Origin of the sequence: Pseudomonas sp. T8 (assembly GCF_024610635.1) — a bacterium.
GTDB lineage: Bacteria > Pseudomonadota > Gammaproteobacteria > Pseudomonadales > Pseudomonadaceae > Aquipseudomonas > Aquipseudomonas chlororaphis_I.
Genome location: NZ_CP102374.1, coordinates 6,657,847 through 6,683,889 on the forward strand (window position 1 = coordinate 6,657,847; position 26,043 = coordinate 6,683,889).

General features: G+C 65.7%; 26 protein-coding genes and 3 pseudogenes. 13 read left to right on the forward strand and 16 right to left on the reverse strand.

Features of this window, described 5'->3' with window-relative positions:
* Window positions 1-102: 102 nt before the first annotated feature.
* Window positions 103-1,023, forward strand: a complete 921-nt coding sequence (locus tag NRG23_RS30210; protein WP_028682959.1) for a LysR family transcriptional regulator — start codon at window positions 103-105, stop codon at window positions 1,021-1,023.
* Here the strand turns inward: NRG23_RS30210 and NRG23_RS30215 are convergent.
* Window positions 996-1,922, reverse strand: coding sequence for a LysR family transcriptional regulator (locus NRG23_RS30215; RefSeq protein ID WP_009049887.1), 927 nt, complete (start codon window positions 1,920-1,922; stop codon window positions 996-998). The genes NRG23_RS30210 and NRG23_RS30215 overlap by 28 nt on opposite strands.
* A gap of 98 nt (window positions 1,923-2,020) precedes the next feature.
* Here NRG23_RS30215 and NRG23_RS30220 point away from each other — a divergent pair, with 98 nt between their 5' ends.
* Window positions 2,021-3,025 (forward strand): cyclase family protein, encoded by a 1,005-nt coding sequence (locus NRG23_RS30220; RefSeq protein WP_257373192.1) that lies wholly within the window; start codon window positions 2,021-2,023, stop codon window positions 3,023-3,025.
* A 651-nt stretch (window positions 3,026-3,676) separates the two neighbouring features.
* Here the strand turns inward: NRG23_RS30220 and NRG23_RS30225 are convergent.
* The gene (locus NRG23_RS30225; protein ID WP_016701968.1) at window positions 3,677-3,928 is read right to left on the reverse strand and encodes a hypothetical protein; all 252 of its coding nucleotides are present in this window, start codon (window positions 3,926-3,928) and stop codon (window positions 3,677-3,679) included.
* Window positions 3,929-4,020: 92 nt separating this feature from the next.
* Here NRG23_RS30225 and NRG23_RS30230 point away from each other — a divergent pair, with 92 nt between their 5' ends.
* The gene (locus NRG23_RS30230) at window positions 4,021-4,803 is read left to right on the forward strand and encodes a helix-turn-helix domain-containing protein (RefSeq protein ID WP_257373193.1); all 783 of its coding nucleotides are present in this window, start codon (window positions 4,021-4,023) and stop codon (window positions 4,801-4,803) included.
* Window positions 4,804-4,835: 32 nt separating this feature from the next.
* Here the strand turns inward: NRG23_RS30230 and NRG23_RS30235 are convergent, their stop codons facing one another.
* Entirely contained in the window at window positions 4,836-5,552 is a 717-nt protein-coding gene (locus NRG23_RS30235; protein WP_257373194.1) for a FadR/GntR family transcriptional regulator, read from the reverse strand.
* A gap of 352 nt (window positions 5,553-5,904) precedes the next feature.
* On the opposite strand from NRG23_RS30235, the gene NRG23_RS30240 reads away from it, so the two are divergent.
* The 3 genes from NRG23_RS30240 to NRG23_RS30250 all read left to right on the forward strand — a co-directional run bounded on the left by NRG23_RS30240 (window position 5,905) and on the right by NRG23_RS30250 (window position 9,730).
* The gene (locus NRG23_RS30240) at window positions 5,905-7,257 is read left to right on the forward strand and encodes an MFS transporter (protein ID WP_038633725.1); all 1,353 of its coding nucleotides are present in this window, start codon (window positions 5,905-5,907) and stop codon (window positions 7,255-7,257) included.
* Window positions 7,258-7,280: 23 nt separating this feature from the next.
* On the forward strand, window positions 7,281-8,636 hold the full coding sequence (gene gudD, locus NRG23_RS30245) for a glucarate dehydratase (RefSeq protein WP_009049881.1): 1,356 nt from the start codon (window positions 7,281-7,283) through the stop codon (window positions 8,634-8,636).
* A 98-nt stretch (window positions 8,637-8,734) separates the two neighbouring features.
* Window positions 8,735-9,730, forward strand: coding sequence for a diaminopimelate epimerase (locus NRG23_RS30250; protein ID WP_257373195.1), 996 nt, complete (start codon window positions 8,735-8,737; stop codon window positions 9,728-9,730).
* A gap of 181 nt (window positions 9,731-9,911) precedes the next feature.
* Here the strand turns inward: NRG23_RS30250 and codA are convergent, their stop codons facing one another.
* The 11 genes from codA to NRG23_RS30305 form a co-directional block, all read right to left on the reverse strand.
* The gene (gene codA / locus NRG23_RS30255) at window positions 9,912-11,165 is read right to left on the reverse strand and encodes a cytosine deaminase (protein ID WP_016701963.1); all 1,254 of its coding nucleotides are present in this window, start codon (window positions 11,163-11,165) and stop codon (window positions 9,912-9,914) included.
* Between the two features lie 78 nt (window positions 11,166-11,243).
* Window positions 11,244-12,515, reverse strand: a complete 1,272-nt coding sequence (codB, locus tag NRG23_RS30260; protein ID WP_009049878.1) for a cytosine permease — start codon at window positions 12,513-12,515, stop codon at window positions 11,244-11,246.
* A gap of 223 nt (window positions 12,516-12,738) precedes the next feature.
* Window positions 12,739-12,936, reverse strand: a complete 198-nt coding sequence (locus NRG23_RS30265) for a helix-turn-helix transcriptional regulator (RefSeq protein ID WP_009044678.1) — start codon at window positions 12,934-12,936, stop codon at window positions 12,739-12,741.
* Window positions 12,933-13,307: a hypothetical protein gene (locus tag NRG23_RS30270; RefSeq protein WP_009049877.1), complete on the reverse strand. Its 375-nt coding sequence runs from the start codon at window positions 13,305-13,307 to the stop codon at window positions 12,933-12,935. Before NRG23_RS30270 ends, NRG23_RS30265 begins: the two co-directional genes overlap by 4 nt.
* A gap of 74 nt (window positions 13,308-13,381) precedes the next feature.
* Window positions 13,382-14,005, reverse strand: a complete 624-nt coding sequence (locus NRG23_RS30275; protein ID WP_257373196.1) for an NUDIX hydrolase — start codon at window positions 14,003-14,005, stop codon at window positions 13,382-13,384.
* Window positions 14,006-14,124: 119 nt separating this feature from the next.
* On the reverse strand, window positions 14,125-14,637 hold the full coding sequence (locus NRG23_RS30280; RefSeq protein WP_041986359.1) for a nucleoside 2-deoxyribosyltransferase: 513 nt from the start codon (window positions 14,635-14,637) through the stop codon (window positions 14,125-14,127).
* On the reverse strand, window positions 14,634-15,470 hold the full coding sequence (locus NRG23_RS30285) for an alpha/beta fold hydrolase (protein ID WP_257373197.1): 837 nt from the start codon (window positions 15,468-15,470) through the stop codon (window positions 14,634-14,636). Before NRG23_RS30285 ends, NRG23_RS30280 begins: the two co-directional genes overlap by 4 nt.
* 21 nt (window positions 15,471-15,491) lie before the next feature.
* The gene (locus NRG23_RS30290; RefSeq protein WP_257373198.1) at window positions 15,492-15,596 is read right to left on the reverse strand and encodes an acetyltransferase; all 105 of its coding nucleotides are present in this window, start codon (window positions 15,594-15,596) and stop codon (window positions 15,492-15,494) included.
* Entirely contained in the window at window positions 15,593-15,727 is a 135-nt protein-coding gene (locus tag NRG23_RS30295) for a hypothetical protein (RefSeq protein ID WP_257373199.1), read from the reverse strand. Before NRG23_RS30295 ends, NRG23_RS30290 begins: the two co-directional genes overlap by 4 nt.
* Before the next feature lie 98 nt (window positions 15,728-15,825).
* On the reverse strand, window positions 15,826-16,182 hold the full coding sequence (queD, locus tag NRG23_RS30300) for a 6-carboxytetrahydropterin synthase QueD (protein WP_007930577.1): 357 nt from the start codon (window positions 16,180-16,182) through the stop codon (window positions 15,826-15,828).
* Window positions 16,183-16,279: 97 nt separating this feature from the next.
* A complete protein-coding gene (locus NRG23_RS30305; protein WP_038636760.1) occupies window positions 16,280-17,359 on the reverse strand; it encodes a hypothetical protein in 1,080 nt (359 codons plus the stop codon).
* 160 nt (window positions 17,360-17,519) lie between these two features.
* Here NRG23_RS30305 and NRG23_RS30310 point away from each other — a divergent pair, with 160 nt between their 5' ends.
* The 4 genes from NRG23_RS30310 to NRG23_RS30325 are packed head-to-tail and all read left to right on the forward strand — an operon-like array spanning window position 17,520 to window position 20,123.
* Entirely contained in the window at window positions 17,520-17,828 is a 309-nt protein-coding gene (locus NRG23_RS30310) for a PepSY domain-containing protein (RefSeq protein WP_038633710.1), read from the forward strand.
* Window positions 17,828-18,142, forward strand: coding sequence for a PepSY domain-containing protein (locus tag NRG23_RS30315; protein WP_007930564.1), 315 nt, complete (start codon window positions 17,828-17,830; stop codon window positions 18,140-18,142). The genes NRG23_RS30310 and NRG23_RS30315 overlap by 1 nt, the downstream gene beginning before the upstream one ends.
* Window positions 18,142-18,810: a response regulator transcription factor gene (locus tag NRG23_RS30320; RefSeq protein WP_257373200.1), complete on the forward strand. Its 669-nt coding sequence runs from the start codon at window positions 18,142-18,144 to the stop codon at window positions 18,808-18,810. The genes NRG23_RS30315 and NRG23_RS30320 overlap by 1 nt, the downstream gene beginning before the upstream one ends.
* Window positions 18,807-20,123 (forward strand): sensor histidine kinase, encoded by a 1,317-nt coding sequence (locus tag NRG23_RS30325; protein WP_038633707.1) that lies wholly within the window; start codon window positions 18,807-18,809, stop codon window positions 20,121-20,123. The genes NRG23_RS30320 and NRG23_RS30325 overlap by 4 nt, the downstream gene beginning before the upstream one ends.
* Window positions 20,124-20,233: 110 nt before the next feature.
* Here the strand turns inward: NRG23_RS30325 and NRG23_RS32980 are convergent, their stop codons facing one another.
* On the reverse strand, window positions 20,234-20,989 hold the full coding sequence (locus NRG23_RS32980) for a methyl-accepting chemotaxis protein (protein WP_371920945.1): 756 nt from the start codon (window positions 20,987-20,989) through the stop codon (window positions 20,234-20,236).
* Between the two features lie 150 nt (window positions 20,990-21,139).
* Window positions 21,140-22,381, reverse strand: a pseudogene (locus NRG23_RS32985) (chemotaxis protein); the annotation flags it as partial.
* A gap of 407 nt (window positions 22,382-22,788) precedes the next feature.
* Here NRG23_RS32985 and NRG23_RS30335 point away from each other — a divergent pair.
* The 3 genes and pseudogenes from NRG23_RS30335 to NRG23_RS32995 form a co-directional block, all read left to right on the forward strand.
* A complete protein-coding gene (locus tag NRG23_RS30335) occupies window positions 22,789-24,105 on the forward strand; it encodes a Na+/H+ antiporter family protein (protein ID WP_162473262.1) in 1,317 nt (438 codons plus the stop codon).
* A gap of 303 nt (window positions 24,106-24,408) precedes the next feature.
* A pseudogene (locus tag NRG23_RS32990) lies at window positions 24,409-25,092 on the forward strand (cache domain-containing protein); the annotation flags it as partial.
* 312 nt (window positions 25,093-25,404) lie between these two features.
* Window positions 25,405-25,998 (forward strand): annotated as a pseudogene (locus NRG23_RS32995) (methyl-accepting chemotaxis protein); the annotation flags it as partial.
* Between the last annotated feature and the right edge of the window lie 45 nt (window positions 25,999-26,043).

The following is a 26,043-nucleotide window of genomic DNA, read 5'->3' on the forward strand; positions in this document are numbered from 1 at the left end:
CGATGGAGAGAAGTTTGCCACTGGCTTTATGAACGCAATAGCCGAATAATTTCGAGTATCATGTTCTATTTTTTAGAACACAGCCTTTGCGAGAACAGCGCCATGTCCAGCAACCCCGGCACCCCCACCCTCGATCAATTGCGCATCTTCCTGACCATCGTCGAGGTCGGTAGCTTTGCCGGCGCGGCGCGCAAGCTGCATCGCGCGACCTCGGTGATCAGCTATTCCATGGCCAACCTGGAGTTGCAGCTGGGGGTCACGCTGTTCGACCGCAAGACCACCCGCAAACCCCAGCTCACCGAGGCCGGGCGCACGGTGCTGGCCGAGGCGCGGAGCATCTACAACGGCATCGACGGCCTGCGGGCCAAGGTCAAGGGGCTGTTGCAGGGGCTGGAAGCAGAGATTCACCTGGTGATCGACGTGATGTTCCCGGCGGCGCGCATCGTCGATGCGCTGAAAAACTTCCGCCGCGAGTTCCCCACGGTGCAGTTGCACCTGCATATGGAGGCCCTGGGCGCGGTGGCCGAGATGGTGCTGGCGGGGCGCGCCGCGGTGGGCGTCTGCGGCATGGTGCACCGCGATATTCCCGGTCTTGAACGGGTGCAGGTGGGGTTTGTCCAGCTGATTCCGGTGGCCGCCCCGGAGCATCCGTTGGCGCAGGCGTCGGTCAACCTGCCGGGGGCCGGCCGCGAGCATGTGCAGCTGGTGCTGTCGGACCGTTCCGAGCTGACGCGCAACCAGGACTTCGGCGTGGTCGGCACCCGCAGCTGGCGCCTGGCGGACCTGGGCTCCAAGCACATGCTGCTGCGCGAAGGCATTGGCTGGGGCAACATGCCGGCGCCAATGGTCGAGGAAGACCTGGCCAGCGGGCGCCTGGTGCAACTCAATCTGCCGGGGAACCAGGGCCTGCCTTACGGCTTCGACGCCATCTACCGCCTCGACACGCCACCGGGGCCGGCGGCGTCCTGGCTGATCGATTGGCTGGCGGCCCAGGTTCAGTCCGCCGGCTCGGGCGCGGCCTGATCGGCCTCCTGGAGTGGGCCGAGGGCCTGGGCCAGGAAGTCGACGAAGAAGCGGATCTTCTGCGACACATGGCGGTTGCTGGCGTACACCGCGTAGATGGTCCGGCGCGGCATGGAATGACTGGGCAGGACTCGCTGCAACTGGCCGCTGTCGAGTAGCGGCTGGGCGATGAACGAGGGCAGGGCGCCAATGCCCAGCCCGGCCTGGAGCATGTCGCTGAGCATCAGGCTGTTGTCCACGGCAAAACGCACCGGCAGTTCCAGGCGACTGCTGCCTTGCGGGCCTTCCAGCTGCCAGTGGCCGGGGTGCTCGGCCAGGCGATAGGCCAGGCAGCTGTGGTCGCGTAGTTCATCGACGGTCTGCGGGCTGCCATTGGCCTGCAGGTAGGCCGGGGCGGCGCAGATCACCTGCTCGATTTCCCCCAGGCGCCGGGCGATCAGTGACGAGTCGGTCAACTGCCGGCGAATCCGCAGCGACACGTCGAAACCTTCGCTCACCACATCCAGCAGGCGGTCGTCGAGGGTCAGGTCGATGCGAAATTGCGGATAGCGCCGCATGAAGTCGGCGAGGATCGGCGACAGCACCTTGAGGCCGAACGACAGCGGCGCGTTGACCCGCAGGCGGCCGCCGGGCTCGCGGGTGCCGGCGCGGGTCGCGCATTCCAGGGCCGCCAGTTCGTCGAGCAGGTGGCAGCACTCGCTGAAGTAGGCCTGGCCGGCGTCCGACAGGCTCATGCGGCGGGTGGTGCGCAGCAGCAACAGGCTGCCCAGGTGTTCTTCCAGCTGGCGCACCTGCTTGCTGACGGCGGCGGTGGATTGCCCCAGGTCGTTGGCCGCCAGGCTGAAGCTGGCGCGCTCCACCACTCGGCGAAAGGTGCGCATGGCTGCCAGCACATCCATATTGTTTCTCCTGGGTTGAATATGTCTTAACGAAACGGCTGATTATCGCCCAATTGTTAATCCATACCATGGACACTTCATTTCACAGGAGTGTCGTCATGACTGTTTCCCGTTTGTTGCGTGTCATCCCCGGCCTGGCCGCCTTGTCATTGTTCAGTGCCCTGTTCAGTGCACAGTGCAGTGCCACGCCCCAGGCCGAGGTCGGCGTGAGTCCCTGGGGGCCGAAGGATGAAATCGGCCGCCTGAACCTGATCACCGAGCAGTCGCGGGCGGCGATCATGGCCCGGGTCAGCGGCAGCCAGGCCTACGACCTGGCGGTCGAATATTACGTCGGCATGCCCAGCTGGCAGGCGGCGGGCGATCCGCCTTACCAGATGTGGATGACCCACACCCCGCACGGCAACGTGATCGCCGACCCGATGCAGGTCGGCGAGCCGATGAACCGGCATGTCAGCTATACCGGCTCGGCGGTGTCGATGTACGCCCATATGGGCACCCATATCGATGCGCTCAACCACTTCGGCCTGGACGGCAAGATCTGGAACGGCTTTCGCGCCGACCAGCACCTGGGCGACCGTGGCTGGAACGTTACCGGTGCGGAAAAACTGCCGCCGATCGTCGCCCGTGGGGTGCTGATCGATGTCGCCGCGGCCAAGGGCGTGGACATGCTGGCGGACAATTACCGGGTGACCCGCGCCGACCTGCAACAGGCGCTGAAGGCGCAGAAGGTCAGCCTGGAAAAGGGCGACGTGGTGCTGATCCGCACCGGGCGCATGCGTGACTATGAAAAGGCCCAGGCCTATATGGCCAACCCGCCGGGCATGAGCCTGGACGCGGCGAAGTTCCTGGTGGAAGAGGGCGGCGCCATGGTGGTGGGCGCCGATAACCTGAGTTTCGAGACCTTCCCGTCGGAGGTGGAAGGCAACTACCTGCCGTTGCACACCTACCTGCTAGCGATGCAGGGCGCGCCGATCTTGGAGCTGGTCAACCTCGAAGGGCTGTCGCGGGACCGGGTGTACCAGTTCGCCTTTATCGGTGCGTCGTTGAAGTTCCGCGGCGCCGATGCCGCACCGATTCGGCCGATTGCCTTGCCGATTCGCTAGGCGTTTGCCGCGTGACCTGTAGCCGCTGCCGCAGGATTCCGGCCGGGCCCGATGTTTGTGTAGCCGCTGCCGCAGGCTGCGATCGAGCGGCACGCTCGCGGGGAGCTTGCGGGCGCTGGAGACCCTGCGGGTCTATCGCAGCCTCGCGGGGCTCGGCAGCGGCTACAGGGAACGGGGACACCCTCGATATTCCGGCCGGGCCCGATGTTTGTGTAGCCGCTGCCGCAGGCTGCGATCGAGCGGCACGCTCGTGGGGATCTTGCGGGCGTTGAGACCCTGCGGGTCTATCGCAGCCTCGCGGGGCTCGGCAGCGGCTACAGGGAACGGGGACACCCCTCGATATTCCAGCCGGGCCCGATGTTTGTGTCGCCGCTGCCGCAGGCTGCGATCGAGCGGCACGCTCGTGGGGATCTTGCGGGCGTTGAGACCCTGCGGGTCTATCGCAGCCTCGCGGGGCTCGGCAGCGGCTACAGGGAACGGGGACACCCCTCGATATTCCGGCCGGGCCCGATGTTTGTGTAGCCGCTGCCGCAGGCTGCGATCGAGCGGCACGCTCGTGGGGATCTTGTGGGCGCTGGAGACCCTGCGGGTCTATCGCAGCCTCGCGGGGCTCGGCAGCGGCTACAGGGGATGTCGGCGTTAGTGGGGGCGCTAGTCTTGCCCGCACAATGCCCGCAGGGCCGGGTCGCGTAATTGCATCAGCTCGAACAGCCCCAGGGCCTGGAGTGCGGGCAGGGCGGCCAGCAGATCTTCCTCGGCTATGCGCCGCTGCTGCGCCGAGGTGCGCGGATCGGCCCACAGCCGGGCATTGATCAGGAAGGCCCCCACCGTGCCCTTGCGCACCCGGGTGCCGTTGAAATCGCCATGGTTGAGTTGATCGGGTAACAGGTCTTCGGCGCGCATGGAGCAATCCTCGTGTGAATGAGCCTTCAGTCTGCGGCCTGGGGATTGGCTAAACTGCCTGGTTCTTGCCGTTGAATGACGTGAAACAGCCAATGTCCCTACCTTTGGTTTCCCCCTTGCTCGCTCAAGCCCAGGGCGGCCCGCTACTGTTCGCGGCGTGGCAACACAGCCCGATCGAACGACAGACCGCCGCTCACAGCCATGCCCGCGGCCAACTGCTCGGCGCCCGCCGCGGCCTGCTGTCGGTGACGGCGGCCGACAGCCAGTGGGTGGTGCCGGCGACCCATGCGGTGTGGGTGCCGCCCCGCTGCGAACACGCCTTGCGTTCCCATGGCCCGTTCGACGGCTGGAGTGTCTATATCGAGCCTGACGCCTGCCACGAACTACCGGCGCAACCACGGATCATTGCCACCTCCGGGCTGTTGCGGGAGGCGGTGATGCGCGCGGCGAGCTGGCCACAAGGCGCGCTGGACGAGCCGCAATCGCGCATCGCCCGGGTGATCCTCGATGAGCTGGGCAGCCTGCCGGTGGAACCCTTCGGCCTGCCATTGCCGGTGGAGCCGCGGTTGCGGCGAATCTGCCAGGCGCTGGCCGATGACCTGGCGGACAACCGCGGCCTGGAGGCCTGGGCCCGGTGGGCGGGGATCTCGCCGCGAACCCTGGCCCGGCGTTTTGTCGGCGAGACCGGCTTTGCCTTCAGCCAATGGCGACAGCGGGCACGCTTGCTGCGGGCCCTGGAGCGCCTGGCGGCGGGCGACGCGGTAACCCGGGTGGCGCTGGACCTGGGCTACGACAATGTCAGCGCCTTTATCGCCATGTTCCGCCGTCAGTTCGGGGTGACGCCGGGGCGTTACTTCACCGGCTTTCACCTGTAGGAGCGAGCTTGCTCGCGATCAGGTTCAGCTGATTACCCCGCCGAAAACCGCTCCCGGCTGTTGCTCAGGTGGGTCCACATCGCTGCTCGCGCGGCATCCGGGTCCTGGCGGCGGATGGCGGCGTAGATGGCTTCGTGTTCCTGGTTGGCCAGGGTTGCCAGTTGCGCCAGGTCGACATCGCCGCGCTCGGCGTCGCGCACCCGGGTCCGCGGGATCAGGGCGTTGCCCAGGGATTGCAGGATCTGCACGAAATAAGGGTTGCCGGTGGCTTCGGCGATCAGCAGGTGGAAGCGCTGGTCGGCCTCCACGCAACTGTTGTTGTTGGCCAGCAACTGCTGGTAGTCGTCCAGCGCCTGGCGCATCTGCGCCAGTTGCTCGGCGCTGCGCCGGCGGGCGGCGAGGGCCACCGCCTGGGTTTCCAGGCCCAGGCGCAGTTCGAGGATGTCGCGCACGCTCAGGGCGGTATCGACATTCAGGCGCAGGCCGTGGGTGTCCTGGCGTTCCAGCACGAAGCTGCCGACGCCGTGGTGGGTTTCCACCCAGCCGGCGGCCTGCAGCTTGGAGATGGCTTCGCGCACCACGGTACGGCTGACGCCATGGGCGCGGACGATGGTGCTTTCCGACGGCAGCTTGTCACCGGGCTTGAGAATGCCGCGCATGATCTGCCGGGTCAGGTCGCTGACCAGGTCATGGGCCAGGTTGGTGGAAGGGCGACGGCGGCCCGGGGCGATATCGGATTCGGTGCTCATGGCAAGGTCGCGCAGGGAAAGCGAAAAGCTTATCACCGAAGTGGCCGGGCAGCGCTCAACTTGTCTGACATGTATGACAAGTTGTCGGATAAGTCGCTTTCAGATTCAGTGCGGGTTCTTTGCGTGAGTGCGGCCTGAAAAATATTCCAGCTAAAAGAATTTTTATTTATCCAATTAAAATCAATTAGTTGTGATTATTTTTCAGCGCCTTTCTCGATCAAGATTGCCTTGCAGACCGGCCTCGGTAGTGAGTCTGCGCTTGTGACGCTATTTTTCTACTTGTATGATGACTGTCAACTAGGGCGCTCGCCCAGTCACCCGCACACAACAACAAACAAGTGGGAGAGGCATCGTGAATACCACCCTTGATCCATCCGGGGACGATTCCCTGCTGGCCATCGCCGTGGCGAAGGTCAAGCGTCATGTGCTGCCGCTGTTCGTCATCATGTTCATCGTCAACTACATCGACCGGGTCAACATCGGCTTCGTCCGCACCCACCTGGAACATGACCTGGGCATCGGCGCCGCGGCCTACGGTTTTGGCGCCGGGCTGTTCTTCATCGGCTACGCGCTGTTCGAGGTGCCGTCCAACATGCTGTTGCAGCGGGTCGGTGCGCGGATCTGGCTGACCCGCATCATGTTCACCTGGGGGCTGGTGGCCACGGCCATGGCCTTCGTGCAGAACGAAACCCAGTTCTATGTGCTGCGCTTCCTGCTGGGGGTGGCCGAGGCCGGGTTCTTCCCCGGGGTGATCTATTACTTCACCCGCTGGCTGCCCGGCGTGGAGCGGGGCAAGGCGATCGCCATTTTCCTAAGCGGTTCGGCCGTGGCCTCGCTGGTCTCCGGCCCGCTGTCCGGAGCGCTGTTGCAGATCGAAGGCCTGGGCTGGCACGGCTGGCAGTGGATGTTCATCGTCGAGGGCATGGCCTCGGTGCTGCTCTGCGGTTTTGTCTGGTTCTGGCTCGACTCCACGCCCCGTGACGCCAAGTGGCTGAGCCCCGCCGAACAGGAGGCGCTGGTGCAGGCGATCGACAGCGAACAGCGCGAGCGCGAAGCGGCGATGCCGGTCAAGCCGTCGCTCTGGACCCTGCTCAAGGACCGGCAGATCCTGCTGTTCTGCCTGATCTACTTCTGCATCCAGCTGACCATCTACGCCGCGACCTTCTGGCTGCCGAGCATCATCAAGAAGATGGGCGACCTCAGCGACCTGCAGGTGGGTTTCTTCAACTCCATTCCCTGGCTGATCTCGATCATCGCCATGTACGCCTTCGCCGCGGCGTCCGGCAAATGGAAGTTCCAGCAGGCCTGGGTCGCCAGCGCCTTGCTGGTGGCGGCGGCCGGGATGTTCCTGTCCACCACCGGCGGGCCGGTGTTCGCCTTCGTCGCCGTGTGCTTCGCCGCCATCGGCTTCAAGTCGGCGTCCGCGCTGTTCTGGCCGATTCCCCAGGCTTACCTGGATGCACGCATCGCCGCCGCGGTGATCGCCCTGATCAACTCCATCGGCAACCTCGGCGGCTTCGTCGCCCCGGCCACCTTCGGCCTGCTGGAGCAGCGCACCGGGTCGATCCAGGGCGGCCTGTACGGCCTGGCGGCGACCTCGATCATCGCCGCGATCATCGTGTTTTTCGCCCGCACCCGGCCCAAGGCCGTTGCTGCGCCGGCACCCTTGGGCGCTGCCCGCCCGTTGCTGGACAAATCCCACTGACTTTTGCCGACAGGAACCGACCCATGACGCTTGAATCCACCCACCATCACCCTGGCCAGACACCACTCATCACCCGACTGCAAGTGGTGCCGGTGGCCGGGCATGACAGCATGCTGCTCAACCTCAGCGGCGCCCACGGCCCGTTCTTCACCCGCAATATCGTGATCGTCAGCGACAGCGCCGGTAACACCGGGGTCGGTGAAGTGCCGGGGGGCGAGCGGATTCGCGCGACCCTCGAGGAGGCCCGCGAACTGCTGGTCGGCCAGCCCATCGGCCACTACCAGAAGCTGCTCAACCAGGTGCGCCAGCGCTTTGCCGAGCGCGATGCCGGCGGCCGCGGCCAGCAGACCTTCGACCTGCGCATCGCGATCCATGCGGTGACCGCGCTGGAAGCGGCGTTGCTCGATCTGCTCGGCCAGTTCCTCGGCGTGCCGGTGGCGGCGTTGCTCGGCGAAGGCCAGCAACGCGAATCGGTGAAGATGCTCGGCTACCTGTTCTACATCGGCGACCGGCGCCAGACCGACCTGGCCTACCGCAACGAAGCCGAGGCCGACGATGCCTGGCTGCGCCTGCGCCATGAACCGGCGCTGAACGCCGAGAGTATCGTGCGCCTGGCCGAGGCGGCCAAGGCGCGGTATGGCTTCAACGACTTCAAGCTCAAGGGCGGCGTGCTGCGCGGCGAAGAGGAAATGGAGGCGGTCACCGCCCTGGCCGAATGTTTTCCCAAGGCGCGCATCACCCTCGATCCCAACGGTGCCTGGTCGCTGAAGCAGGCGATCGCCCTGTGTCGCGACCAGCACCAGGTGCTGGCCTATGCCGAAGACCCCTGCGGCGCGGAAAACGGTTACTCCGGGCGCGAGGTGATGGCCGAATTCCGTCGTGCCACCGGGTTGCCTACGGCGACCAACATGATCGCCACCGACTGGCGGGAAATGGGCCACGCGATCCAGCTGCAAGCGGTGGACATTCCCCTGGCCGATCCGCATTTCTGGACGATGCAGGGTTCGGTGCGGGTGGCGCAGATGTGCCATGAATGGGGCCTGACCTGGGGCTCGCATTCCAACAACCACTTCGATATTTCCCTGGCCATGTTCACCCATGTGGCGGCCGCGGCGCCGGGCGAGATCACCGCCATCGACACCCACTGGATCTGGCAGGACGGCCAGCACCTGACCCGCAATCCGCTGCAGATCGTCGAGGGCTGTGTGGCAGTGCCGCAGACGCCGGGGCTGGGCGTCGAGCTGGACCTGGACGCGCTGGCCCGCGCCCACGAGCTGTACAACAGCCGCGGCCTGGGCGCCCGGGACGACAGCGTGGCCATGCAGTGCCTGATTCCGGGCTGGCGCTTCGACAACAAGCGGCCGTGCCTGGTGCGCTGAGCCAGGCGCCGACCCTGTTAGGAGGCTTGGCACAGGGCTTGGCCGGGCCGCTGCATTCACAGTAATGTCAGCGGCCCGTCTGCTTTTGGAACCTCGCAATGACCTCTTTCTACGATGCCCGCGGCAATCTTTACGGTGTGGTGGCACCTGCCACGGTACGTGAGCTGGGGATTGCCTTGCCGGCCAGCGCGGCCGAGGCGGCGCTGGCCCGGGCCAGCTGGAGCGAACAGGTTATCGAGGCCCTGTGCGGCTGGGCGCCCGGCACCCGGCCGGCTGGGGCCAAGGCCCATCGCAGCGACGGTTTGCTGGTCGGGCCGTTCCAGGACGCGCCGCCGTTCGACCTGCTGATCGTCAACACCGACGGCACCCTGGCCGAGCGCAGCGGCAATGGGCTGACCATCTTTTCCCAGGCCTTGACCGAGCAAGGGCTGCTGCCGGCCCAGGGGCCTACGGAGTTGCGGGTGCATCACGACAAACCGGATGGGGTGTCGCCGGTGGCGACCGTGGTCGAGCCGGCACAGGTCGCCGGGGTGTCCGGCTTCTGGCTGGACCTCGGGCAACCGGCGTTCGGTGCACAAGCCGTGGGCGCGCAACACGGGGTCGAGAATGACGGTTCGAGCTGCGTCGAGCTGAGTCGGGTGCGCGGGCTGGCGCGGCTGCACCCGGAATGGAGCCGCAGCCAGTTCGTGCGCATCGGCAACCCGCATTGCGTGACCCTGGTCGGCGATGCCAGCGCCTTGCCGAGCAACCGGCAGATGAATGAAGCGCCCCTGGCCGAGGCGCTGACGCGCATTGCCTACGCCATGCCCACCGGCAGCGGCGAGCCCTGCCCGGCGGGGGTGAACCTGCAATGGGCGTGGCTGGAAGGGCCGCAGCGCATCGCCGCCCGGGTGTTCGAACGCGGCGAAGGCCCCACGGCATCCTCCGGCACCAGTGCCAGTGCGGTGGCCAGCGCGGCGTGGCGGGTCGGCTGGGTCAAGGCCGGCGAAGTCGCGGTGCTGATGCCTGGCGGCACCGCGCCACTGCGCCTGGAGGAGCGGGGTGGGGAACTGGTGCGGGTGAGCCTGTTCGGTACGGCGGTGGGTATTGCTTAGATCGAGGTGTATTCAAGTACGCCATCGCGGGCAAGCCTCGCTCCTACAGAAGACCGCGATCTTGGTTTCGGAGTGAGGCTTGCTGCGATGACTTAGCCGTACAGGGATCGGGTTGGTCGCAACAGCACGACTGACGTGCGTCTGTAGGAGCGAGGCTTGCCCGCGATGACGTCAGCGGCCGTTACACAAACCCCGCATCGCCCGGCAGTTCCACTTGGGCCATTTGCCGTTTCATCAGCACCTTGCCGTCGCGGATCGAGTACAGCGGCAGGCCTTGGCTGCGGATCATTTCGTAATCGCTGTCGGCCGACAGGATCAGCAGGTTGGCCGGCCGGCCTTCCTCCAGGCCGTAACGCTCGCCCAGGGCCAGGGCCTTGGCGCTGTTGTCGGTGACCAGGTCGAGGGCGCTCTGCAGGTTGCGGTAGCCGAGCATGTGGCAGATGTGCAGGCCGGCTTCCAGCACCCGCAGGATGTTGCCGTTACCCAGGGGGTACCAGGGATCGACGATCGAGTCCTGGCCGAAACACACGTTCATCCCGGCTTCCAGCAGCTCGTTGACCCGGGTCACGCCGCGGCGTTTCGGGAAGCTGTCGAAGCGCCCCTGCAGGTGGATGCTTTCGGTGGGGCAGGAAACGAAGCTGATGCCCGAGTGACCGAGCAGGCGGAACAGCTTGGCGCAGTAGGCGTTGTCGTAGGAGCCCATGGCGGTGGTGTGGCTGGCGGTCACCCGCGAACCCATGTCGCGGCTGCGGGCTTCTTCGGCCAGCACTTCGAGAAAGCGCGAATGCGGGTCGTCGGTTTCGTCGCAATGCACGTCCACCAGGCAGCCGGTACGTTCGGCCAGGTCCATGAGGAACTTCACCGAGCTCACGCCCTGGTCGCGGGTGTACTCGAAGTGCGGAATGCCGCCCACCACATCGGCGCCGAGGCGGATTGCCTCTTCCATCAGCTCGCGGCCGTTGCGGTAGCTTTCGATGCCTTCCTGGGGAAAGGCGACGATCTGCATGTCCACCAGGTGCGCGCTTTGCTCGCGTACTTCGAGCATGGCCTTGAGCGCGGTCAGCTCCGGGTCGGTGACGTCGACATGGGTGCGCACATGCTGGATGCCGTGGGCGGCGAGGGCGCGGATGGTTTTGCGGGCGCGGGCCTTGGTGTCTTCCTGGGTGATGGTGACCTTGCGCTCGCCCCAGCATTCGATGCCTTCGAACAGGGTGCCGCTCATGTTCCAGCGCGGCTCGCCGGCGGTGAGGGTGGCGTCCAGGTGAATGTGCGGCTCGACGAAGGGCGGTACCACCAGGTTGCCGCCGGCGTCGAGGTCGTCGGGGCCCAGGGTCTGGGCTTCGGTCTGCCGGGCGATGCTGGCGATGCGACCGTTCTCCAGGTGCAGTTCGTGCAGGCCTTCGCGGTTGCGCAGGCGGGCGTTGATGATGAGCATCGGAGCGATTCCTTTTTCAATCCAGGCGGTCAGGGTACGGCGCTCGGGCCGGCGGCCGCAACGTCGCGTGGTCCGGGTTCATGCCTGGATGTCCGCCGCGGTGGTGGCGCGTGCGCCGAACAGGCTGCTCAGCAGCATGTAGCTCAGGGCGGCGGCCGCGATGCCCACCAGCGGCGCGACCCAGGGCGAGCCGAAGGCCGCCACGGTGCCGATGGCATAGGCGCCCAGGCCGGCCCAGTTGAACGCCGGCAACTTGCTGTCGGCCAGGCGCGGGTACTGGCCGCGGTAGCGATAGAAGAAGTCGGCCATGATTACTCCGCCAATCGGCGGGATCACCGTGCCCAGCAGAATCAGGTAGGGCACCAGCATGTCGTACATGCCCAGCAGCGCCAGCAGGGTGCCGATCACCGCGCCGACCAGGGTCACGGTCTTGCGTCGGCCAGTGCGCAGCAGGTTGCAGCCGGCGACGGCGAAGTTGTAGATGGTGTTGTCCTGGGTGCTCCAGATATTCAGCAGGAGCATGGCCATGGCGGCCATGGCGAACCCCTGCAACAGCAGCACTTCGACCACGTCCGGCTGCTGGTAGACGATGGCGCCGTAGGCCCCGATCAGCACCATCAGGCCGTTGCCGATAAAAAAGCCGATCAGGCTGGCCAGCACCGCGACCCTGGCCGAACGCGAAAAGCGTGTCCAGTTGGTGGCCTGGGTGGCGCCGCTGACGAAGGTGCCGAACACCAGGGTGATGGCCGTGGACAGGTCGAGGCTGGCGCTCGGTACCACGGCCAGCAACCCATCGAGGCCGCCGACCTTGACCGTAGCCACCCACATCGACAGCAACAGCAGCAGGGCCATGGCCGGCACCGCGATATAAGAGAGGATTTCCAGCCCGCGGTAACCGACGTAGGCGGTGGCGCAGAACACCATACCGAACAGCACCATCAGCCCCAGCACCGTGCCCTGGCCCAGCTCGAAATACTTGCCCAGCACCACCGCGGCGGTGGCGGTGCCCCAGGCGTACCAGCCGATCTGGGTGAAACCGAGGATCAGGTCGCTGAGCTTGCTGCCCACCTCGCCGAAACAGAAGCGCCCCATCAGCACCGAGTTCAGGCCGCTCTTGAAGGCGATATAGCCCAGGCCCGCTGCGTACAGGCCCAGCAGCAGGTTGCCGAGGACGATCACCCCGAGCATCTGGCCAAAGCTGAAGGCCACGCCGAGCTTGCCGCCGGCGAACATGGTGGCGGTGAAAAAGGTGAAGCCCAGCAGCACCATGGCCGTGGAGGCCAGGCCCTTGCGCGCGTGCATCGGGACTTCGCTGAGCGGGTAGTCGTTGCCTGGATCGTTCTGCGTCATCTGCCTTCCCCTGATTGGCCCAGGCCGGGCCTGGTGCGTAAGCGACGCAGGCCCATTGCAGTCGCCGTGCCAACGCCCTCGGCGTCAGGGGCGCCCAGCCGGCGTTGTGCAACCTGCAGGAGATTTATAGACAAGCAGCGGATTTTTGCTTTGTGGCGTGTCCGATTGGCCGGCTCAGGCGCGAAAGCGGTGCGCCGGTGAGACAAATTGGATCACTGGCCGCTCAGTCCTCGGGAGCCTCGAAAATACCCTCGATGGGCAGGCCGAAGGCCTTCGCAATCTTGAAGGCCAGGGGCAGGCTGGGGTCGTAGCGCCCGGTCTCGATGGCGTTCACCGTCTGCCGCGAAACCTCAAGGCGCGCGGCCAGTTCCGCCTGGGACCAGCCTTGCGCGGCGCGCAGTTCACGCAGGCGGTTGTTCACTGGTAACGCCTGTTGCCGAGAAGCGTGGCCACCAGCCATACCGAGCCCATGATCGGCCAGACGGCGAACATCGACAGTCGCGGCAGGCCCGCTATTTCCAGGAAGCCGTAGCTGAAGGTGATTAGCGCGGTACAGACAAAGGCGATGCCCAGGGCGTTGAGCTGGATGCGCTGGCTGAGTTCATCCAGACGCCGCAGCTGGCGGATGACCACCAGCGCCATGGCGATCATCGGGATCACGGGAATCAGCGACACCGCGATGCGCCCGGCGCTGCTGTCCATGCCCGACATCAGGTAAGTGCTGAGCACCACGGCGACAAGGTACGCCAGCAGGGCGAGGGTGAATTCCACGAGGTAGCGTTTGCCGCACATGGCCGGCTCCTGAAGTAAAGGGTGCTTTACATTAGGCAGGCGCTCCAGGGGTGTCAAGGACGCTTTACATTGGCTCAATCGAACAGGGTCAGGCGGGTTTCGCCGCGATGGAAGGCAAAGGCCGCTTCGATATCGCCTTCCACGGTGCGGCCGCGGGACAATTCGGGCAGGGCGTCGAGGGCGAAGAACCCGGCGTCGCTGACTTCCGAGCCGGCCACCGGGGCGCTGCGGTCGTTGCGCTCGCAGAGAAAATACAGCTTGTAGAAGTCCCGGGTGTCGGGGGTGAAGGGGCCCTTGGCCTTGTGCCGGACGCTGTAGAGGGCGCGAGCCGAGACGCTGAGCCCGGCTTCTTCGTGGATCTCCTTGACGATGTTTTCGGCGGCCGACAGGCCGATATCGGCATAACCGCCGGGCAAGGCCCAGCGGCCGTCGGTCCGCTCGCGGACCAGGAGGATGCGCTCGTCTTCGATCAAGGCGCCGCGCACATCCACCAGGGGTGTCGAGTAGCGTTTGGCGAAGTCCGACACCAGGCCGGCGATGCGTTCCAGGGGCACGTCGGCCAGTTGCGCGAGCATGTCGTGGGCGATATCGGCGACTTCCTGGTAACGCTCGCGGTCGAACGGGTCCTTGCAGAAATGCAGCCCGGTGGAGGCGAGGGCCTGCAAGCGTTTGGCGTGGGTGAGCCAGGTGTTTTCCATGGTGGATGTCCTCAAGTAATCGCTGGGGCTGAATCCGTCACTGTAGGAGCGAGCTTGCTCGCGATGAGGCCCCTGAGCATTGCATCGACCTTGAAGATTTATCGCGAGCAAGCTCGCTCCTACAGTGGGGGGGCCGGCCGTTGTCGTGCGAGGTAAGCGGCCAGGCGCGGTAGGGCTTCTTCGGCGCTGCGGCTATGGCCGGCCCAGGTACAGGCCAGCATCAGGTTGCGCGGCAGCTTGAAATCCTCCACCAGGAAACCTTCGGCGTCGCGGCCGTCGGCGTCATGGGGCACTTGTTCGCGCAGGGTCGCGGGTGCGTCGAACCAGGCCCACACCGGTTTGCCCAGGGCGATGGCCATGCCCACCTCGAAGGCGGTGCCGGAGTCCGGTTCCAGGCCGCGAAAGGCGTTGAGATTGGCCAGCACCGCGTCGCAGTCGCGGATCATCTGCAGGTTCTGCTGGCAGATCAGTTGGGCGGTCTGCTCCGGCGTCGGCTGGGCCGGCACCTGCTGATCGAAAGGGTAAAGGCCTTGCAGGCCCTGGGCCTGGCACAGGCGTTTGAGGTATTCGCCGCGGGCGATGGCATCGCGGCGAAATACATCGAAGCCGGCGAGGTAGATGCGTGGGCTCATGTCTCGCTCCCGGCCTGGGGTAGAAAACGCAGCAGCGCGGCGATGATGGCTTCCGGTGCGTCTTCCTGCAGCAGGTGGCCGGCGTTGGGCACGGCCTGGAACCGCGAGCCGGGGATCAGCTGGTGCAGTTGGCGACCGCGCTCGATGGGGATCCACTGATCGTCCTCGCCCCAGAGGATCTGGGTCGGGCAACGGATGCTCGGATAGAGCCCGGCCACTTCCGTGGTGTAGCGCTCGTCCATCTGCGCGATCTGCCGGTAGAAGGCGGCCTGGCCGCTGGCGCCGAGCCAGGGCTGGACGTAGGGTGCCAGCTCCTGGTCGGGGATCTCGCGCTGGATCGCCCCACGAATGTAGGCCGGCACAATGGCGCGCTGGATGTAGTCCGGCACGCCGCTGAAGGCCTGTTCGTGCTGGCGCACGTGCTGCACGAACGGCGAGCCCCAGGGCGACAGCGCCACCGGGTCGATCAGGGTCAGGCTGCGGTAGTCCTTGCCATTGAGCAGGTGGGCGCGCAGGGCGGTGGCGCCGCCGAAGTCGTGGGCCACCACGTCCGGGCGTTCCAGGCCCCAGTGCTCCAGCAGTTCGGCCAGCAGCTGGTTCTGCACGCCGAGGGACACATCCTGGCCGACGGCCTGTTCCGACTGGCCGTAGCCCAGCAGGTCGAAATAGTGCACCCGGTGGCTGGCGCGCAAGTGCGGGGTGATGCGGTGCCAGACGTAGGAAGAGAAGGGCGTGCCGTGCACCAATACCAGGGGCGGGCCCTCACCGTGAATGGCGTAGCGAACGGTGTACCCATTGAAGCTGTAGGTTCGATCCAGCGGCCAATCGCTCATGCTGTGGTCCTCTGCGGGTGATCAGTCCAGCGCCTTGCTCATGTAGGCCTGGCGCAGCCCGTGCTCCTCGGCGCGGTGGCTCTTGGTGTGACCGCGGCGCGTGTACAGGACGATGTTTTCGCTCATGGCTTCGTGGGTGTAAAGCCGGATGCAGTTATGACCAGCGGCGAGTGCCTGTCGTTCAGCGAAGTCCGGCCATTGCCGGCCTCGATCAGGCTCAGGTCGGCCACGGTGGCCGGGCGAATGGTCGAGGGCATGACGGGGCGTTCTCCGCTCAAGGCGCGAGGGCCGAGCGGGCAGGCATAGGCATAAAAAAACCACCGCGGGCGGTGGTTTTTTTCAAGCGGGCGACGGTTTATTCGCCGCGATAGATGCAGCCGCTGGTGCAGGTCTCGTGGATGCGGATCGCACTCAGCTCCGGCAGCAGGGGTTTGAGCTCGTTCCAGATCCACTTGGCCAGCACTTCGCTGGTGGGGTTTTCCAGGCCGGGAATGTCGTTCAGGTAGTTGTGGTCCAGGCGCTCGTAGAGCGGCTTGAAGATCTCCTTGATTTCGGAGAAGTCACGAATCCAGCCGGTGTGCGGATCGAGGTCGCCGCTCAGGTGGATGGCCACCTTGAACGAGTGGCCGTGCAGGCGCCCGCACTTGTGGCCAGCGGGCACGTGGGGCAGGCGGTGGGCGGATTCGAAGGTAAATTCTTTGAAGATTTCCACAGTGTCGGTCAGCTCGGTCAGGTGGCTATCGCCGCGGGCGATGTAAGGCAGGCAGCGAGTTTACCAGCTTGGTTGTGCGGGTGCGGGAAAACACTGACTAAAGGGTCAATAGCCGTTCGCCGAGACGACCACCTGCGGCCAGTTCGAGGAACTCGTCGCCCAGGCGCCGGCTTTCGTCCATCGCGCTGCGCCAGTATTTCTGGCGGCTGGCGTCGTCGCCCATGAAGCGCTTGAAGTCGTTGCGGTCTGGCAGCTTGCCGTAGGGCAGGCGCGCCAGGTATTCCTTCGACGGTGCCAGCAGCAACACGTCCTGCAGGCGGCCGGGGTTGCCGCGGCGCCAGGGCAGGGTCTTGTCGAACCAGCCGGGAATCACCCGGTCGGTGAAGTGCGGGTAGAGCACGATATCGTCGCCGCTGTAGGGCAGGTCGAGGTGGTAGTCCAGCAGGCCGCCGTCGCGGAAGGTGCCGGCCCCGGCACCGGGCAGGTCGCGCACGCCTTGCATGACCATCGGGATCGAACCCGAGGCGAGCAGGGCCTGGCGCAGGTTGCCGGTGTCCAGCGGCACGAAGCGCGAGGGGAAGTCGTCGAGAGCCTGCAGCGGTGGTGCCAGGCGCGGGTCGTGCAGCACCAGGCGTTCGAAGTGCCGCGACAGGCGCGCGCGGCCACGCAGGTTGTCGGCGATCACCGAGGACAATCCCAGGCCCAGCCGCCCGCGATGGTCGTCGGCGAGCAGGCCGTGGCTTTTCACCACCATGATGTTCAGCCGGTAGTGCGGGTTGTCGAGAATGCTCGCGTCGCGGCCATCGAGCAGCTCGTGCAGCATGCGCTGCGAACTCTGGCTGATCTGCGCCATGGTCACGCCCTTGGCGAAACTCTGGGCGTTGTACAGCTGGCCCAGGCGGCGGATGCCTTCGGCGGCGTCCGGCAGGCAGGCGCTGGCGAAGCGCCAGGAACCCACCGAGGCACCGATCAGCGAACGCTCCCGTGGCGCCGCCGGCAGCCATTCGCCGAACAGCGCCAGGTCCAGCCCCTGGATGCCCAGGGCTTTTGGCCCGCCGGCGGCGCCGGGCAGGGTGCCGACTTCGGCCGCGCTCAGGCCGTTGGCGCGGATACGGGCCAGGGCGCGTGGGCCGGCCTTGAGGGTCAGGGCGGGAAACTTGATGTGGATGGCGGTCATACCGGCCTCAATCTCGAGCGACGGGTGAGTATAAAAGCTCGGGCCGGCGGCGCCGAATGAAACCTGCACGCTGGCGATGATGGCCATTCAGTTTCAATTAAGTTCGACCCGCTATCGTGAGCCGCGTAGCAACACATAACGAGAAAACCGGAGACACCCCATGAAAACCCTGGCTGCCCTGTTCACCGCGACCCTCATCGGCATGACCGCCAGCCTGGCCCATGCTCGCGACCTGGGGCCCGACGAGGCCCTGAGACTGCGCGACGCTGGTACCATTGTGTCCTTTGAAAAACTCAATGCCACGGCATTGGCCAAGCACCCGGGCGCGACCATCACCGAAACCGAGCTGGAAGAGGAGTACGGCAAGTACATCTACCAGATCGAGATGCGCGACCCTCAAGGGGTTGAGTGGGACCTGGAATTGGACGCGGTGAGCGGCCAGGTGCTCAAGGATCATCAGGATACGTAATGAAGGTGAATCTACGCGCCGGCAGCAGGGTGGCCCTGGCGCTTCTGGCTTTTTGCTCGGTGGCGCTGGCCCGCGACCTGGACCAGGACGAAGCCCTGCGCCTGCGCCAGCAAGGGGTGATCCTGCCGCTGGAACAGTTGCTGCAACAGGCCCTGGACCGTTACCCCGGGGCCAAGCTGCTGGAAGCCGAGCTGGAAGAAAAACACGACGTCTACATCTATGAAGTCGAGCTGCTGACCGCCGAGGGCGTGGTCCGCGAGCTGGACCTCGAGGCCACCACCGGCCGCTTACTGAAAGACAAGGAAGATGACTGATGCGCCTGCTCCTGGTGGAAGACCACGTCTCCCTGGCCGACGAACTGCTGGCCGGGCTCAACCGCCAGGGCTACGCCGTGGACTGGCTGGCCGACGGCCGTGACGCGCTGTACCAGGGCGCCAGCGAGCCCTACGACCTGATCGTGCTCGACCTCGGCCTGCCGGGAGTGCCGGGCCTGGAAGTGCTGGCCAAGTGGCGCGCCGGCGGCCTGGCGACTCCGGTGCTGATCCTTACCGCCCGCGGTTCCTGGGCCGAACGCATCGAAGGCCTCAAGGCCGGTGCCGACGACTACCTGACCAAACCCTTCCACCCGGAAGAGTTGCACCTGCGCATCCAGGCGTTGTTACGCCGTTCCCACGGCCAGGCCAACCAGCCAACGCTGCAGGCCGCCGGGCTGCACCTCGACGAAGGCCGCCAGTGCGTGGTGCGCGACTGCGTGGATATCCAGCTGACCGCCGCCGAGTTCCGCCTGCTGCGCTACTTCATGCTGCACCCGGAGCAGATCCTCTCGAAAAGCCATTTGGCCGAGCACCTCTACGATGGTGAGACCGAGCGCGATTCCAACGTGCTGGAAGTCCACGTCAACCACCTGCGGCGCAAGCTCGGGCGCAGCGTGATCGAAACCCGTCGCGGCCAGGGCTACCTGTTCGGCGGGAGCGCCCAGTGAGGTCGATCCAGCGCCGCCTGAGCCTGGGCCTGATCAGTGTGATGGTGATTGTCGGCCTGGTGCTGGCGCAGACCAGCCTGTGGCTGTTCGAGATGGGCTTGCAACGCTACCTGGAAGCCGGCCTGCGCAACGACAGCGAAAGCCTGCTGGTGGCTCTGGTGCGTGGCCCGCAGGGTTTGCAGCTGGACGAGCGACGTCTGTCGCCGGCCTATCAGCGGCCGTTTTCCGGGCATTACTTCCGCATCGATTTCGATGACGTGCACTGGCGCTCCCGCTCGTTGTGGGACCAGGACCTGCCCGCACTTGCGCAGACCGGCCTGCACAGCAACCTGCAACTGGGACCGGAAGGCCAGCGCCTGCTGGTGCTGCGCACCGACTACCGGCGCCTCGGGCAGTCGATTTCCATCAGCGTCGCCCAGGATTACACCCCGGTGCGCGAGAGCTTCCTGCGCATGCAGCAGGTTGGCCTGGGCCTGGGCCTGGCCGGCCTGCTGCTGATCCTGATCCTGCAGCGGCTTACCGTGCGCCGCGCCTTGCGCCCGCTGGAACAGGCCCGCGAACAGATCGCCCAATTGCAACGCGGCCAGCGTTCGCAACTGGACGAACAGGTGCCGCTGGAACTGGAGCCGCTGGTGGCGCAGATCAACCATCTGCTGGCCCATACCGAAGACAGCCTCAAGCGTTCGCGCAATGCCCTGGGCAACCTCGGGCATGCGCTGAAGACCCCGCTGGCGGTGCTGCTGAGCCTGGCTTCCAACCCCAAGCTGCAAGCGCACCCGGAGTTGCGCCAATTACTTGAAGAACAGCTGGAGCAGGTGCAGCAGCGGCTCAATCGCGAGCTGAACCGCGCGCGCCTGGCCGGCGATGCGTTGCCCGGCGCGCTGTTCGATTGCGACGCCGAGCTGCCGGGACTGCTGGCGACCCTGAACATGATCCATGGCGAGCACCTGGACCTGAGCTATCAGGCGACTCCTGGCCTGCAACTGCCCTGGGACCGGGAAGACCTGCTGGAGTTGCTGGGCAACCTGCTGGACAACGCCTGCAAGTGGGCCGATGCCGAAGTGGCGCTGAGCGTCTGGCAGACCGCCCAGGGGTACGGCCTGGCAGTGGACGACGATGGGCCGGGGATTCCCGAGGAACAGCGCAGCCAGGTGTTCAGCCGTGGCACGCGCCTGGACGAACAGACCGATGGCCATGGCCTGGGTCTGGGCATCGTGCGTGACATCGTCGAGAGCTGGGGCGGGGTGCTGCGCTTGCTGGAAAGCCCGCAGGGCGGCCTGCGGGTGTTGATCGAGTTGCCTGGGCGCCAGTAGTGGTTGGGACCGAGCCTTGCGGTGACAGGCAGATCGCTATCGCGAGCAAGCTCGCTCCTACAGAGACGGCGCCGTCAGTGTAGGAGCGAGCTTGCTCGCGATGAGACTCTTCAGACCCGGAACTGATCCATCAGGCTCTGCTGCTGGTTGGCCAGGCTGTTCAGCGACTGGCTGACCCGCGCCGATTCGTTGGCCTGCTCCGACAGCGACTCGGTGACGTCGCGGATGGTCGCCACGTTGTTGTTGATCTCCTCGGCCACCGCGCTTTGCTCTTCGGCGGCGCTGGCGATCTGCAGGTTCATGTCGCTGATCACCGTCACCGCGTCGCCGATCTGCCGCAGGGCGGTGACCGCCTGGCCGACCTGCTCGACGCTGCCCTGGGCCTGGCGATGGCTGTTGCCCATCGAGCCGACCACTTCCTGGGTGCCGCTTTGCAGCTCCTCGATGACCTGGCGGGTTTCCTCCACCGACTCCTGGGTACGGCGGGCGAGGTTGCGCACTTCGTCGGCGACCACCGCGAAACCGCGCCCGGCCTCGCCGGCGCGGGCGGCCTCGATGGCGGCGTTGAGGGCCAGCAGGTTGGTCTGCTCGGCGATGGCGCGGATCACTTCCAGCACCGTACCGATCTTCTCGCTGTTGGCGGCCAGGCCTTCGACTTGGGTCATGGCGGTGCTCATGTCGGCCGCCAGGTGGTCGATGCTCGCGGTGGTGCGGTCGATCACGCTCAGGCCCTGGCGCGTGGCCTGGTCGGCATCGCGGGCGGCTTGCGCGGCCTGGGCCGCGCTGCGGGCGACGTCCTGGGCGGTGGCGCTCATTTCATGGGAGGCGGTGGCCACCTGATCGACTTGGCGGTACTGCTGCTCCATGCCGGCGCTGGTCTGGGTGGCGATGGCCGAGGACTGGTCGGCGGTGCCGCGGGCGTCCTGCACCGAGCGTTTCACCTCGGCGATGATCGGTTGCAGCTTGTCGAGGAAGCGGTTGAACCAGCCGGCCAGCTGGCCCAGTTCGTCCTGTTTGTCGTAGGCCAGGCGCCGGGTCAGGTCGCCTTCGCCACTGGCGATGTCTTCCAGCATGTGTGCCACGCCGAGGATCGGCCGGGTCACGCTGCGCGCCATCAGCCACACCAGCAGCAGGCCGAGCACCGCGGCCAGCAGGCCCAGGCCCAGCTCGACCAGGGTGCCGGCCTTATTGCTCTGGTCCAGCTGGTTCTTCAGCGCTTCGGCCGGGCCCACCAGGACCCGCTCCGGCACTTGCAGCAGCACGCCCCAGGGCTTGCCGCCGGGAATCGGGGTGAAGGGCGCGAGCACTTTCAGTTCGCTGTCGTCGTTCAGGCTCTGGGTCTGGGGGCTGGCCGACAGCAGGCGGATCAGTTCGCCGCCGTTGGCCTGGTCCAGCTGGTCCAGGCGCTGGCTGAGCTTGCTGGCGTCGGCGCTGTAGCCGGCGAGCAGGCCGACCGGGCTGATGATGCTGACCGTGGTCTGGCCGTCGTAGAGTTCCTTGCTCGCTTGCTGGCTGACCGATTGCAGGCTGTTGAGGTTGATGTCCACCGACAGCGAGGCGATGACTTTGCCGTTCACCAGCAGCGGGAACACGATGCTGGTCATCAGCACGTTCTGGCCGTCGATCGCATAGAAGTAGGGCTCGATCACGCAGGGCTTGAGGGTGCTGCGCGGGCAGGTGAACCAGGCGTTGGCCGGCTGGCCGCTGGGGCCGGTGGTGGTGTCGCTCATGTCGCTTTCCGGCAGCGCCATGGAGGTCAGCTTGCCCGGGGTCGGCTGTGACCAGTAGAGGGCGAAACGGCCCTTGTCGTTGCTGCCCAGTTCGCCCTGGCCGCTGAAGAGTTCGTCCTTGCCGTCCAGTGCATTGGCCTCGAACACCAGCGACAGGCCGAGCAGGTCGGGGTTGGCTTGCAGCGCCGACTTCACCTGGCGGGTCAGGTCCTCGCGCAGGTCGAAGGCATCGAGGAAGCGCTTCTCGGCCTGTTCGCGCAGGAACAGCACCTGGCGCGAGAAGCCGTGGCCGTATTGATAGGCGTCCATGAATTGCTGGCGGATGCCCAGCGCCTGGACTTCGCCCTGGGCCTCGATGCGGGCCTGGGCGGCTTCGTTGAGCATCTCCATACTCGAAGCCTTCACCAGTGCGGAGCTGTGCTCCATGCGGTACAGCGAAAGCCCTACCAGCAGGGTCACGATGCCGGCCAGGCAGAGTCCGGCGAGCAAGGTGATTTTCCACTGGATGGAAAGTTGTCTGAGCGACATGGAGACGTCCTTATTCGATATTTATTTGAGACTTTGCAACGTATCGGCCGCAGAACGGCCTTCTTTAAACGCTCGTTCGAATTTCCCCGGGGGGCTGGCTCGTTGCGGACTCGCCCCTAAGCCACCGTCTCCTGTAGCCGCTGCCGCAGGCTGCGCTCGACCACGAAGTGGGCGCTGCTTTTGAGGGCCTCGGAAGGTCCTTCGGACCTTATCGCAGGCTGCGCCAGCGGCTACAGGAAAGGCGTTGGCAGCGGACCGCCGGTTTTGACAAGCGTTGCCCGCTGCTGCAAAGTGCGCGCCCTCTAATAAGACCCTCCTTTTCCAATCCGGCGTCGGCAGCCATGCCCTCTGGCCGGACTCATTCCTTTTGCGGCGTTTTCCCGTCGCAGTGCCATGAGGTAACGATGATTAATGCAGTAATTGCCGCGGTTGGCGTCATGCTGGTCCTCAGCCTGTCCCGCGTGCATGTGGTGATCGCGCTGATCGTAGGCGCGCTGGTGGGAGGGTTGACCGGTGGCCTGGGCATCGAGGCGACCCTCAAGGCTTTCAACAACGGCCTCGGCGGCGGAGCGACTGTGGCCCTGTCCTACGCCTTGCTCGGCGCCTTTGCGGTGGCGATCGCCAAGTCCGGCCTGGCCCACGCCCTGGCGGACAAGATCCTGCTGTTGGTGGACCGCCAGGACGCCAATGGCGGCGGCAACGTCAAATGGCTGCTGATCGGCCTGTTGTGGGTGGTGGCGATCGCCTCGCAGAACATCCTGCCGATCCATATCGCCTTCATCCCGCTGCTGGTGCCGCCACTGTTGTATGTGCTGAGCAAACTGCAACTGGACCGACGGCTGATCGCCTGCGTCATCACCTTCGGCCTGATCACCCCGTACATGTTCCTGCCGGTGGGGTTCGGCAATATCTTCCTCAACGAGATCCTGCTGGCCAACGTCGCCCGCAGCGGCGTGGACATCAGCAATATCAATGTCACCCACGCCATGGGCATTCCGGCGCTGGGCATGGTCTTCGGCCTGCTGCTGGCCTTTGTCAGCTACCGCAAGAAGCGTGTGTATGACCTGCAGCTGATCGAGAAAGTCGAGCAGGTGACAGTGCAATACAACCCGCGCACGCTGCTGGTGGCGGGCCTGGCGATTGTCGCGGCCTTTGTCATCCAGCTGTTGCTGGATTCGATGATTATCGGCGCGCTATCCGGCTTCCTGATCTTCTCGGTGTCGGGCATCGTGCGCTGGCGCGAGACCGACGACCTGTTCACCGAAGGCATGAAGATGATGGCGATGATCGGCTTCATCATGATCGCCGCCGCCGGTTTCGCCGAGGTGATGAAGGCCACCGGCGAGGTGAAGAGCCTGGTGGAGTCTTCGGCCAGCTGGATTGGCCACAGCAAGGGTGTCGGCGCCTTGTTGATGTTGCTGGTGGGGCTGTTGGTGACCATGGGCATCGGCTCGTCGTTCTCCACCGTGCCGATCCTGGCGACCATCTTCGTGCCGCTGTGCGTGCAACTGGGCTTCAGCCCGCTGGCCATCGTCTGCATCGTCGGCACCGCCGGTGCCTTGGGCGACGCTGGCTCGCCGGCCTCGGACTCGACCCTGGGCCCGACCTCCGGCCTGAACATCGACGGCCAGCACCACCACATCTGGGACACCGTGGTCCCGACCTTCCTGCACTACAACCTGCCGCTGCTGGCGTTCGGCTGGGTCGCGGCGATGGTGCTCTGAGGCCGCGGGGTTTCAGCTGTACTGTGTTGTCCTTATCGCGAGCAAGCTTCGCTCCTACAGAAGCGTCGTATCTGTAGGAGCGAAGCTTGCTCGCGATAAATCTCAAGGGCGCTGCGTGGCCCCAGATTCCCTTCATCTTCCCGCGGGCTCAACTTTTGTGGTGGCGTGCCGTTAAGGCTGTATCACGCCAATAAAATCAAGAGTGAACCTCCTATGCGCTTAAGTCTGAAGGGCAAAGTCCTGTCCCTCGCGGTCCTCCCGGTGCTGTTGTTTGCGCTGGTGATCAGCCTGACCACGGTCGTCATGCTCAAGCAGCAGGCGCAGAACGAGGTGGACGAGACCCGGCAGCGCCTGCTCGGCGAGGCCAAGACCACGCTGCAAAGCTATGTGGAGGTGGCTCTGAGCACGGTCAAGCCGCTCTACGACGCGGCGGCGCCTGGCGATACCGCGGCCCGCGCCCAGGTGGTGAAGCTGCTGTCGAACATCACCTACGGCAAGGACGGTTACTTCTTCGGCTACGACTCCGAGACCGTGCGCCTGTTCAAGGGCAACAGCCCGGACGGCGTCGGCAAGAGCTTCAAGGACAACCGCGACCCCAACGGCGTGTACGTCAACCGCGAGTTGGTCAAGGTCGGCAAGGACGGCACGCACTATGTGCAGTACAGCTCGACCCAGCCGGGCAGCGACGTGCTGGTGCCGAAACTGGGTTACACCGAATACCTGCCCAAGTGGGACCTGATCGTCGGCTCCTCGGTGAACCTGGACGGCATCGACGCCCAGGTGGCCGAGGTCGAGGCCAGCGTCAACCAGCGCATGCGGGGCATGGTCCTGAGTATCATCGGTATCGCTGTGGTGGTGCTGCTGGTGATCGCCGCCATCGGCATGCTGGTGGCCAATACCATCCTGCGGCCGCTGAACCTGATGAAGCTCAACCTCGACGATATCGCCGCCGGCGAAGGCGACCTGACCCGCCGCCTGGCCATCACCAGCCAGGACGAGCTGGGCGACCTGGCCGGCTCCTTCAACCGTTTCGTCGACAAGATCCACGGCCTGGTGCGGCAGATCACCGAGATGACCGGCCAGCTCACCGGCCTGGTGACCCAGGTGTCCGAACAGGCCCAGCGTTCCGAGCAGGCCATGGAGCGCCAGCGCCACGAGACCGATCAGGTGGCCACGGCGATCAATGAAATGTCGTCGGCGGCCCAGGAAGTGGCACGCAGCGCCCAGGGCGCGGCGGTGGCGGCGCAGCAGACCGACGAGGAAGGCCAGGCGGCCAAGCGCGTAGTGGATGGCAGCATCCAGCAGATTCATGCGCTGGTCAGCGATATCCGCAGCAGCGGCACCTCCCTGGACAGCCTGCAGAAAGACGTGGCGTCGATTGTCAGTGTGCTCGACGTGATCCGTTCCATCGCCGAACAGACCAACTTGCTGGCTCTCAACGCGGCCATCGAAGCAGCGCGGGCCGGTGAGGCCGGACGTGGCTTCGCGGTGGTGGCTGACGAGGTCAGGGCGCTGGCCAGCCGTACCCAGCAGAGCACCCAGGAAATCCAGGGCATGATCGACCGCCTGCAACAGGGCACGCGCACCGCCGTGGAGGCCATGCGCCGCTCCAGCGATGCCGGCGACGGCACCTCGCACCAGGCCAACGAAGCCGGGGCTTCGCTGGATGCCATGGCGCAACTGATCGGCACCATCAACTCGATGAACGCGCAGATCGCCAGCGCCGCGGAAGAACAGACCGCGGTGGCCGAAGAGATCAACCGCAGCGTGCACCAGATCGCAGTGGCGGTGGACAGCGTCGCCGACGAAACCCAGCTCGGCGCCCAGACCTCACGCAGCCTGGCCGACCTCGGCCAGCGCCTGGGCAAACTGGTGGGGCAGTTCCGTATCTAAGCGTTCAAGCGTATCGCGGGTAGCTCGTTATCCTCTGTAGGAGCG